At 45.8% G+C, this 10,049-nt stretch carries 10 protein-coding genes; 3 read left to right on the top strand and 7 right to left on the bottom strand.

Going from position 1 to position 10,049, the window contains the following annotated elements:
- Positions 1–303: 303 nt before the first annotated feature.
- The 5 genes from PX636_RS18690 to PX636_RS18670 form a co-directional block, all read right to left on the bottom strand.
- Complete coding sequence (locus tag PX636_RS18690; RefSeq protein WP_288118265.1) at positions 304–528, bottom strand: type II toxin-antitoxin system MqsA family antitoxin; 225 nt, start codon at positions 526–528, stop codon at positions 304–306.
- Positions 529–585: 57 nt separating this feature from the next.
- Entirely contained in the window at positions 586–1,320 is a 735-nt protein-coding gene (locus tag PX636_RS18685; protein ID WP_288118263.1) for a foldase protein PrsA, read from the bottom strand.
- A gap of 100 nt (positions 1,321–1,420) precedes the next feature.
- The gene (locus PX636_RS18680) at positions 1,421–2,875 is read right to left on the bottom strand and encodes a beta-barrel domain-containing protein (RefSeq protein ID WP_288118262.1); all 1,455 of its coding nucleotides are present in this window, start codon (positions 2,873–2,875) and stop codon (positions 1,421–1,423) included.
- A gap of 2 nt (positions 2,876–2,877) precedes the next feature.
- Positions 2,878–5,496 carry an ABC transporter transmembrane domain-containing protein gene (locus PX636_RS18675; RefSeq protein ID WP_288118261.1) on the bottom strand — a complete coding sequence of 873 codons (2,619 nt, stop codon included), beginning with the start codon at positions 5,494–5,496 and terminating at the stop codon, positions 2,878–2,880.
- 7 nt (positions 5,497–5,503) lie between these two features.
- Complete coding sequence (locus PX636_RS18670; RefSeq protein ID WP_288118260.1) at positions 5,504–5,971, bottom strand: helix-turn-helix domain-containing protein; 468 nt, start codon at positions 5,969–5,971, stop codon at positions 5,504–5,506.
- A 415-nt stretch (positions 5,972–6,386) separates the two neighbouring features.
- On the opposite strand from PX636_RS18670, the gene PX636_RS18665 reads away from it, so the two are divergent.
- Both PX636_RS18665 and PX636_RS18660 read left to right on the top strand, forming a co-directional pair.
- Positions 6,387–6,986: a peroxiredoxin gene (locus tag PX636_RS18665; protein ID WP_002735961.1), complete on the top strand. Its 600-nt coding sequence runs from the start codon at positions 6,387–6,389 to the stop codon at positions 6,984–6,986.
- Positions 6,987–7,155: 169 nt separating this feature from the next.
- Entirely contained in the window at positions 7,156–8,415 is a 1,260-nt protein-coding gene (locus PX636_RS18660; RefSeq protein ID WP_288118259.1) for an L-lactate MFS transporter, read from the top strand.
- Between the two features lie 420 nt (positions 8,416–8,835).
- On the opposite strand, the gene PX636_RS18655 is transcribed toward PX636_RS18660, so the two are convergent.
- Entirely contained in the window at positions 8,836–9,129 is a 294-nt protein-coding gene (locus PX636_RS18655) for a DUF4926 domain-containing protein (protein ID WP_125730485.1), read from the bottom strand.
- 139 nt (positions 9,130–9,268) lie between these two features.
- Here PX636_RS18655 and PX636_RS18650 point away from each other — a divergent pair, with 139 nt between their 5' ends.
- Entirely contained in the window at positions 9,269–9,535 is a 267-nt protein-coding gene (locus PX636_RS18650) for a hypothetical protein (protein WP_004161646.1), read from the top strand.
- A gap of 217 nt (positions 9,536–9,752) precedes the next feature.
- Here PX636_RS18650 and nrtS read toward each other — a convergent pair whose 3' ends face one another.
- Positions 9,753–9,905, bottom strand: a complete 153-nt coding sequence (gene nrtS / locus PX636_RS18645) for a nitrate/nitrite transporter NrtS (RefSeq protein WP_256380716.1) — start codon at positions 9,903–9,905, stop codon at positions 9,753–9,755.
- Between the last annotated feature and the right edge of the window lie 144 nt (positions 9,906–10,049).

Raw genomic sequence — 10,049 nt, 5'->3', positions numbered from 1 at the left:
GCTCGACTTGCTTATCAGAATTATCAAGAAGGAAAACGGCTCTTCGGTTTGTGTTATGCAATGGACGGGGGTTATAAGGTATTGAACCCTTATAGAGAAAGGTACTTAGCGATTTTTGTCAATTGTTTTTGCTCTAGAGCGAACTAATCAATTAAGTCTTTTGCCAGATAAGGATTTAGTCGATTTATGCCCTCCTATCGAACCATAACAAGTAACGAAGAGCCTAATTTTGGCTTAAGGATTTCCTCGACGAAAATCAGGTGAAAACCTCGATCGCTCTCTTTATACTCTACCAAGACGCACTCAAGCGACATAGCGGATAATCTCTACTTCCGCACCTTTGTTAACCGCATCTTCGGCCTTCTGTAAAACTTCCGCAGTGACCGACTCGCTTAGATAATACTCCCCGCAATTCTGACAGACATCTGCGGGGACTTGTTTTAGAATCACGATACAATCATCTCTCTCTAAAGTAACGGTTACGAAACCCGATCGAGTCGTACCGTTTTTACAGATCACACATTCCATAACTCTTATCTTCCCTTACTATGTTTGCGGGGTGAGTATTACCCACCCCATCCACAATTAATTACTTAACTCGTATTCTATTTCCTGAATCTTCTCCTTTACCCAGCCGTTAAACAACTCGACACGGATTTTCAGAGCCAACTCCTCGGTTAACTTCGGCTTAAGGATTTCCTCGACGAAAATCAGGTGAAAAGCTCGATCGCCTTGCAGCGGTTTCAACAATCGAGAAGAATCCGATGCGAAAATTGCGGCGGAAAGATTCGGTCGTAAATCCTTACGGTAAACAGTACCGCGATAACCCCCCTTGCGTCGTAATTCCACATCCTCGATATAGCGATGTGCTACTTCCTGAAAGCTGATTTCCTCCTCCTGAATCGATTCATACAACTCCTCCGCCATCGCCTGATCTGCTAACACTACCTCATAGATCACCGCGCCAGTATAATCTAGCTGGTGTTCCACAAAATAGGATTCAATTTTGTCTGCGAAAAGATGTTCGGCTAATTTACCAGATAGTAAACTGAATTGAATGATCGCCTCGAAATCGTCTAGGGATAAGCCCTGTTTTTGCAACCAATTCCATGTATCTTTGGCGTTATGTAATTCATTGGCGAGACGGAATTGATCGGCCGCCTGTTGTAACTCGTCAGTTGTGTTTTTAATCCCCGCTTCCGTGGCAGTTTCGGTGATGATTTTCCGAGCGATAATTCTCTCGGCCATTTCGGGAACTTTCCCCGATAGCTTAAGCTGTTGAATAAGGTCTTGATTGGTGATGGTGATACTATGGGACATAATGACTCCTGAAACAGTTATGCGAAATTAATTTCCTAGTTGAGATAGGCAAGAGGGTTAGGGAGGAGTGTAAGTAATTTGGCTTTGATACCTAAAAAAACTACAGTTTTAACCCATCTTTTTGCAGATCCTTAAAGGGATCGAGGATGTAATCGATCACCCGACGCTGACGGACGATCGCTTCTGCGGTAGCCGTATCTCCCGGATTGAGGGGAATACATTGATTTCCCTTTTGAATACAGGAGCGATCGAGTTGAATTTCTAGCTCGAAAACGTTAATTTTTCCGTTGGGCGTTTCCTTTTCGATCGCCGTCGGTGATTTCTTGGTAATCTTGCCGCCGATAATGCCGTAATCCTGAAAAGGATAGGCATCGAACTTGACTTTTATCGGCATACCGGCGCGGAGAAATTGACTTTGATCCGTGGGCATTTCTGCCTTGAGAATAAACCGGGAGCCTTTCGGTGCTATCTCCGCAACCCGCGTTCCCGACTGCACCACCGCACCCGCGCGTTTAATCGGTAATGAAAAGATCGTGCCGTCGGTATTCGCCTTTAAAACCCTCTGACTTAGTTGGATTTGGAGCGCTTGCCGTTGGCTCTCGCTTTGGGCGATTTCCGATGCCAGTGTTCCGATCTCCGTTTCTAGATTGTTAATCTGCTCCTGTATCCTTAAGAGTGCCAACTCGTTGGAATGGCGGAGACTTTGATAACCCCGCTGCCGCTCCTGTAATTGCAGACGCGCTTGGGCGATATCCGCGCTCGTTTGTTGACTCGTCTGACGGTGGTTGCTTTCTAATTCCGCTAGTTTATGTTGATTTTCTTTTACCTCCGCTTTTCCCCGCTCGTAGAGTTGTTGGCGCTCCTTGGCATTGTCCTCGCGCTCGATGAATTGCACCTCCGATATCGCGCCATCCTCCCACGCTTTTCGGTAGCGATCGACTTCTTTTAAAGCCGTTTCATAACGACTTTTGAGAATCGGATAATCGGTCTGACTTTGTGCGAGGGCGGTTTTCGCTTGATTTACCCGCGCCTGTTGTTCTTCTAGGGATATTTTGGCCTTCTTGATTAATGCGTCCACATTCTCCCGCGCTTGTTCGATCGAGGCTTCTTTTTCCGCTGCCGCCGCGCGATTTTGTTGGCTTTGGGTGGTTAAAGAAATCTCTAACTGACTTTTGACCAGTTTCTGTTGGGAAAGACGGCTTTTTTGTCCTTCTATTTTCTCCTCAATTTGTTGTATTTCCTTGCCGATTAATGAGGAATCTAGGGTTAAAATCGGTTGTCCTGCTTTCACCTCTTGGCCTTCACGGACATAGATTTTTTCCACTTCTCCTGCGGTGATTGCGTCGAGTTTGACTGTTTCCCCTTGGGGTTCCAGTTTTCCTGGACCAACACCCGTTTCATCGACTTTTGAGAATATCGCCCAGGGGAGAATGATCGAGACGAAAATAATCAGAAAATAGAGTAAACCACGCGTCCAGGGTAGGGGTAAAGTATCGATCAATTCTTTGGTATGGAAAGACCAGTTATCGCGCTCTCTGTCTAGATTGGTTGTCATAGTTATTCACTCAATTGATTAGAGTTCAAATTACGGTAAATACCGGGACGGGCCATTAATTCTTCATGGGTTCCACTATCGACTAATACCCCTCGATCGAGAACGAGAATACAATCCGCGTTCCGCACCGTAGAGAGGCGATGGGCGATAATCACCATGGTGCGATTCTGCCGAATTTTCTGGAGATTTGTTTGAATAATCCGTTCCGATTCGGTATCGAGGTGGGAAGTGGCTTCATCGAGGATTAATAACCGCGGTTCTCCCATCAACGATCGAGCGATGGCGATCCGTTGTCTCTGTCCCCCGGAAAGTAGCCCTCCACCCTCGCCGATTTGAGTTTCGTACCCCATCGGCAGTGATTGAATAAAGTCATGAATTCCCGCTAATTTCGCCGCGACCACCACATTTTCTAGGGGGTGATCGGGATGACCCAAACTGATATTTTCCCGAATCGTGGAACCGAAGAGAAAAGTATCCTGATCGACGACTCCCACCTGTTGCCGGAGGGAACTGAGGGCGATCGTACTCAGATCGTAACCGTCGATCGAGATTTTCCCATCGGTGGGGGGATAGAGGCCGATCAGTAATTTCGAGATCGTGGTTTTTCCCGAACCGCTCCGACCGACGAGGGCAACGGTTTGACCGGGTAAAATTTCAAAACTGAGGTTTTCTAAAACATTCTGATCGCTGTCGGTGTGGTAGCGAAAGGTGACATTTTCAAAGCGAATATGTCCCTGTAATTCCGGGAGAAACTGACGGGAAAGTTCCTCTAAATTCTCCTCCGGCTTTGCGTCTAGTACATCGTTAATGCGCTCGACGGCGATATTGACTTCTTGAAATTGCGTCCAGAGAACGGTTAAGCGTTGAAAAGGCGCGATGATCTGGGCAAAAAGCATATTAAAGGCGATCAATTGTCCGATCGATAATTGATTTTGAATCACTAGATAGGCACCGAAACAGAGTAACCCTGTCGTCGCTAAAGATTCGATCAGATTACTGAATATCTGGAGATTATTGCCGATGATCTGCCCGGAGAAATTTTTCTTGACCTCCACCGAGAAAAGGTCTTCCCAGTGCCAACGGGTCGATCGCTCTGTGGCAGTAGATTTGACGGTACGAATACCGGTTAAAATCTCGATCAGGTAACTGCTTTCCTTAGCGATCGCCTGAAAAATATCCCGGGATATTCGCTGCAGAAAAGGGGTAGAAATTAACGCCAGCAGAAGGAACGGTGGCACGATCGCTAAACTGATGAGGGCTAATTGCCAGCTATAGCGGAACATCACCGCCACATACACGAAAACCGTTAATAAGTCAAGTAAAATCGAGAGAGCTTCCCCAGAGAGAAAACGCTGAATCTTGCGATTTTCCCCGACGCGAGAAATAATATCGCCCACATAGCGGGACTCGAAATAACCGAGGGGAAGGCTGAGGGTATGGCGGATAAAACCGGTGATTAATGCCGTATCGATGCGATTAGCGGTGTGATCGAGGAGATAGGCGCGTAAACCAGTAATTGCCACCCGAAAAACCCCGAAAATTAGCGCACCGATCCCCATCGCCCAAAGGGTAGTTAAGGACCCCTGGACGATTACTCGATCGAGGATTAACTGGGTGAAAATCGGCGTAATTAAGCCGAATATCTGAATAAAGAGCGAGGCGACGAAAATTTCCAGCAGCACGAACCAATGGGGTTCCAGTAAGCGATAAAACTGCCAGAGAGAGGTTTTATCCTCTTTCGTGTCCCGGAATTTCTGGTTCGGTTGCAGCAGCAGGGTGAATCCCGTCCATTTACTGGCGAATTCGGCACGACTTAGGGTTAATTGCCCGATCGCTGGATCGCCAATAATCACCTGTTTGGGGGTAATTTTCCAGATAACAACGAAGTGTTTGCCTTCCCAGTGAGCGATCGCCGGTAGGGGCTGTTTCCCTAATCCCTCTAGAGTCGCTTTTACCGGACGGGTGGAGAGGCCGATATTTTCCGCTGCGGTGATCAGTCCCTTCAGGGATGCCCCGTCGCGGTTGACGTTGGCCATTTCCCGCAAACGGTTGACGCTGATTCTTTTGCCGTGATAACGGGCGATCATGACTAAACCGGCCGCCCCGCAATCGGAGGCGGACTGTTGCTCGAAGAAGGGATAACGGCGGAGGGATTGCCCGATCCAGTGACCTAACCGCTGCGCCGGAGAGGGGAAATAGGCTCGATCGCTTTTTTTGTCCGTTTCTTCTGTCTTCGTCCCAAGAAGTTGCTCAATTTCCCGCGCCCGTTGTAGTAATGTTTTTTTCAGGGCGGGGTGTTTTTTCAGGATCGGCCTCAGGGCGGACTCGGGGATAAGAAGTAGTTCCGCCTTTGCGGAGACTCGAACCGAGTAGGGAAGAAAACCCGATCGGGGAAAGAGGGAGAATTCCCCGAAAAATTCGCCGGTTTTGAGCGCGATCATCTCTTTTTGCTGCGAGTTCGCTATGCGAACTTTGCCGCGAACGACTAGATATAATCCGGGCTGTAGGGACAAAGTACCCGCTTCCGGAGAGAGGGTGATCGCCGTTTTCTGGAGACTCCGCCACTGGGTTTCGGACAGGAATTCCGGCCAGGGATTGACGAGGCTGTGAGTATCGAGCATAGTTGTTTTAAGCTTTGGCTGAAGGAGAAAGATCGACGATGCGGATCGGCTGTAGCTGTTTGCGGAGGCGATTGATGTGGGTGGGGGTGAGTGCAACCCCGAATTCTTTCTCTAGATGCCGCGCTAAGCAAACTCCCGACCATCGCTTAAAGGAATAGCCGAAATCCCGGGGGGATTTAGTAATCAGTTCCTTGAGGCGATCGAGGTAAAATTGATCAACTTTGGAAGGGCGACCGCGGCGGTATTTCTGCCAGTGATCGATCTTGCCACTCTCGGCGATCAGTATCCATTTACTAGCGGTGGCGGCAGTACAATCGAGAAGCTTACGGATCTCGCCCTGGGATTTGCCCTCGTCAGCGAAAAGAATGATTTGAATCCGTTTGCGATCAACATCAGAGATATTCGGTTCTGTTAAGATTTCGAGAAGTTGCTGACGTTGGGATAGGGATAGATATTTACTGGTGCTTGATGACATAGTCTTTGCAACTATAAGTAAAAGCAGACAGCATCGTGGAGGAACGTTGAGGCAAGAAAGTTGTACTAAGTTGTACGATGGGCTAAATTGCTTGTGCAACGATCTCTTTCGCTGTCCTTAAATTCTTATTTTGGCTGCGAAAGTGAACATTATGCAGTTTATTAAATTCTTTTTCTCTCGCCCGATCAAACCTCTCTAACACCTAACCCCCATCACCCCCGCAACGCACACGCAGTGACCACCCCATCTCCCTATCTCCCTATCTCCCTATCTCCCCACTAGCCACTGATAACTGATCACTGATCACTGATCACTGATTGCTGACTACTCAAAATCGTTATGACTATGATATAGTTGTTAAGGAATGTAAAAATAGTTGCATTTTCCCAGAAACTAGATTAAGGAGATTAAGAGTATGACCGCCGAAGGTTGCTTAAGAGTCGGACAAGCGGCGCCGGATTTCACCGCGACCGCCGTTTTCGATCAAGAGTTCAAAACCATCAAATTATCGGATTATCGGGGTAAATACGTCGTTTTATTCTTCTATCCCCTCGATTTTACCTTTGTTTGCCCCACGGAAATTACCGCTTTCAGCGATCGAGTTAGCGAATTTGCCAGCATCAACACCGAGATTTTAGGGGTGTCCGTCGATAGCGAATTTGCTCACCTCGCATGGATTCAAACCGAGAGAAAATCCGGCGGTGTGGGGGATGTGGCCTATCCTTTGGTGTCGGATCTGAAAAAAGAAATCAGCACCGCTTACAATGTTCTTGATCCTGATGCGGGGGTATCCCTGCGCGGTCTCTTTATCATCGATAAAGAAGGTGTTATCCAACACGCTACTATTAATAATCTTTCTTTCGGTCGCAGTGTCGATGAAACCCTCCGCACTCTGAAAGCGATTCAATACGTCCAATCCCATCCGGATGAAGTTTGTCCCGCCGGTTGGCAAGAAGGGGATGCTACCATGGTTCCCGACCCTGTGAAGTCGAAAGTTTACTTCGCGGCAGTTTAGTTAAAAATCCTCAGAAGTCCCTCAGCTATAGATGGGGGGAAACTTTTAAAGGGGGGCGAAATAATTCGCCCCTTATTTTAATCGGAAAATTTTCTGGAAAATTTGCCCCATTAGCCATGACCTCATCTAGAATACTGGCCAGCAAGTCTAGAAAGAGTCACGGCGATCTATGACTAACAGTAATTATGATTCCGAGTTGACAGTTTTGGGATTACCCGCGGCCAAAGGTAGATGGTTATTAATACCTCTAGGAATGGGCGTTTTACTCTGTTTAGGGACGGTGTACTCATGGAGTATCTTTAGAAAACCCCTAGAAACAGAGTTAAATCTCAGCGCCACGGAAAGCTTACTACCCTACACTGTGGCCCTAGTGTTTTATGCCGCTTCTATGCCGATCGCCGGTTTTTATATCCCCCGGGTAGGCACTCGCAGGATGACGGCTATCGGCGGAATTATCGTCGGTTTAGGCTATATTCTCGCTAGTTTTGCCGCTCAGATCCAGACAATTATTCTGACCTACGGAGTCATTGCCGGCACAGGAGTCGGCATCGCTTACGGTGTTCCCATGGCAGTGGTGGCACGCTGGTTTCCCGACAAAAAAGGTTTAGCGGTGGGTTTAACCATCATCGGATTTGGCCTTTCTCCCCTGATTACCGCACCTTTAGCCAATCGATTGATCAATGAATATAGCGTTAGACCAAGTTTAAGATTTTTGGGGATTATCTTTACAATAATTATTGTGATTATTGCGATCACAATGAAGTTACCCCCTCAAGACTGGCAACCCCCCGCAAATTTAGCTAATCGAAAATCCGACTTTCAGGCCAATTATCCGGTGAATATGCTGAAAAGTCGCTCATTTTATGGCTTATGGCTTTGCTATGCTATTGGTGCTTTAATTGGCTTGAGTGCCATCGGTATTTCTAGTCCTGTGGCTGAGGAAATTATCCAGATCGAGCCGGGGTTAGCGGCTAGTAGTGTTGCGCTATTTGCCTTGTTTAATGGTATTAGTCGTCCTTTGTTCGGTTGGTTGAGCGATCGCTGGAAACCCCATTATCTAGCGATCGGAGCCTATACACTCATTTTGATTGGTTGTCTGTTGATGGTCAAGGCCGAAAAAGGGGCGGTTACTAGCTATATAGTGGCTTTTTGTCTATTTTGGTTTTGTTTAGGGGGATGGTTAGCCCTAGCTCCCGCTACCACTCTCCACTTCTTTAATCCTGACCACTACGCCCAAAATTACGGTATTGTTTTTACTGCCTACGGTGTCGGTGCTTTGATCGGAACTTTAGTAACCGGTAGAATTCGCGATTGGTTCGGTACTTACACTTACGCTTTTTATGCTATGGCTGTATTGGCAATACTGGGTATTTTTCTCGCTAGTGCCTTACTGAAAAGAGAGCGATCGCAGCTATCAAATCCTAGCTAAGGGAGTTAATCTTACCCTAGAGTAGATACTGCTGCTATTTTACACCAATTAAAAGTAAAAGTAGGCTACAGATAACTAGGATAGGGGGCGGGGAAATGGGAGACTTGACCAGTTATCAGTAAACAATAATCAGTGATAGGGTTCTTCTCGACTTTTTGTGATATTTTTTACTTATGTATGTAATAATTTTTGCTTATAAAATATTGAAATGTTTACTGGAAAAGACTTTTAGGACTATTTTGCTGAAGAAACTATCAGTATAGACCCCGTTTCCACACAGAAACCAGAAGAGCCGTGATAGGATAATTAGTGGTCTGTCAAGATTGAATTGAGGGATAAATCTCCTTCTGCTTGTCTTAATCGACCATTTTAAAACTGAAAGATTATTAGATTCCCACTCGCTATTGGAAGGGGATAGATTTAGGTCAAGGTCATCGTTTGCTTGGCAGAAAAAGTCAACACCAATTGATGAGGATAGACAATTTCTACGCCGATTGTTTCGAGGAATGCTCCCTTTTCTGTCTGAGTTGCACAGACAAAATTTCCCTGCTCATCATATTTAACCCAATCTCCAAATAATTCTACTAGATAAGCTTCCCCATTTTTGAGAATTTCTACAATTGTCCCAACTGTCCCGATAGGAGCTATTCCGCCATCAATTAAAGGTATATCTTCCCTTAGTCTAACACCATCAAACAATTGAAACTTACTCATTTTCAATCTCCTAAACTATCGGGTACTGCTGTGACAAATCTGGCCACATCTTCTCCTCTCAAAACAATAGACCTCGACCTAATCTAATAAAATCACAATAATAGGATATTATAAAACAAAAACCAACTTAAACACTAATATGATTAAACGAATTAAAGCATTGAATGAGCTAGAATTTGACTCGGCAAAATCGGGGGAGCCAGTCTACGGAAAATATAAAAAACTATTCGTTTATATAGAGTTAGGTAAGGAAGAGGAGTATCGAGGAAACCCTCAAGATAACCAGAAAACCCAATACCGACTTTTTCGTCGGTGTAAGGTGGAATACTCGAAAACGGAAGAAGAATCAGAACAAGGTATCTACCAATATGACGAAACAAATATCGATGTCATTTTGTACTGGTAGAGGTAACATTCGACGATATAGGTCTTTTAATCGCTCTTTTTCTGGGTGATTGTCGATCTTGAATCAAATCTCGGTTTTCCTCGAGGAAAGAAATTAACTGATCATCAGGGATTTCTCGGAACTCGCCAGTTTTCAATAAAACAGTAGCCATGGTAAATCGAACTCCTGAATATTCGTCTCGATCGCTATGAAAGCAGATCTTGTCTTGATCATATATCTATTTTTGCTTTATTCCAATAGAGCGATCGCTAAAGAATGATAAGTCAGTTATAAGGATTGCAACTATAGCATAACCGTGGTTAATTGTCAAGAAAATTGTCCCCACTACTACAGCCACTCTTATCCCGGTGGGAGCAAATTGGGGGGACAATAAAGCTTGACATCCTCGCCGCCCTAAAAGTGCGGCGATTCCTAAACCTCACGATTTAAGTTTCTGCTTCCACCACCGTCGCATACCACAGTTAAAAAACCATGTACTGTCTTACACAGAGTCCACAGACTTTCGCCCCATTTC

Source organism: Microcystis sp. M53598_WE2, assembly GCF_030067735.1.
GTDB lineage: Bacteria > Cyanobacteriota > Cyanobacteriia > Cyanobacteriales > Microcystaceae > Microcystis > Microcystis aeruginosa.
Note: the sequence above shows the minus strand (reverse complement) of the source record. Positions and strands in the feature narration are given on the sequence as shown.

Coding starts and splice junctions, on each gene's coding strand:
- PX636_RS18665 (WP_002735961.1), top strand. CDS start 6,387: ATGACCGCCGAAGGTTGCTTAAGAGTCGGACAAGCGGCGCCGGATTTC.
- PX636_RS18655 (WP_125730485.1), bottom strand. CDS start 9,129: ATGAGTAAGTTTCAATTGTTTGATGGTGTTAGACTAAGGGAAGATATA.
- PX636_RS18690 (WP_288118265.1), bottom strand. CDS start 528: ATGGAATGTGTGATCTGTAAAAACGGTACGACTCGATCGGGTTTCGTA.
- PX636_RS18660 (WP_288118259.1), top strand. CDS start 7,156: ATGACTAACAGTAATTATGATTCCGAGTTGACAGTTTTGGGATTACCC.
- PX636_RS18685 (WP_288118263.1), bottom strand. CDS start 1,320: ATGTCCCATAGTATCACCATCACCAATCAAGACCTTATTCAACAGCTT.
- PX636_RS18680 (WP_288118262.1), bottom strand. CDS start 2,875: ATGACAACCAATCTAGACAGAGAGCGCGATAACTGGTCTTTCCATACC.
- PX636_RS18670 (WP_288118260.1), bottom strand. CDS start 5,971: ATGTCATCAAGCACCAGTAAATATCTATCCCTATCCCAACGTCAGCAA.
- PX636_RS18650 (WP_004161646.1), top strand. CDS start 9,269: ATGATTAAACGAATTAAAGCATTGAATGAGCTAGAATTTGACTCGGCA.
- PX636_RS18675 (WP_288118261.1), bottom strand. CDS start 5,496: ATGCTCGATACTCACAGCCTCGTCAATCCCTGGCCGGAATTCCTGTCC.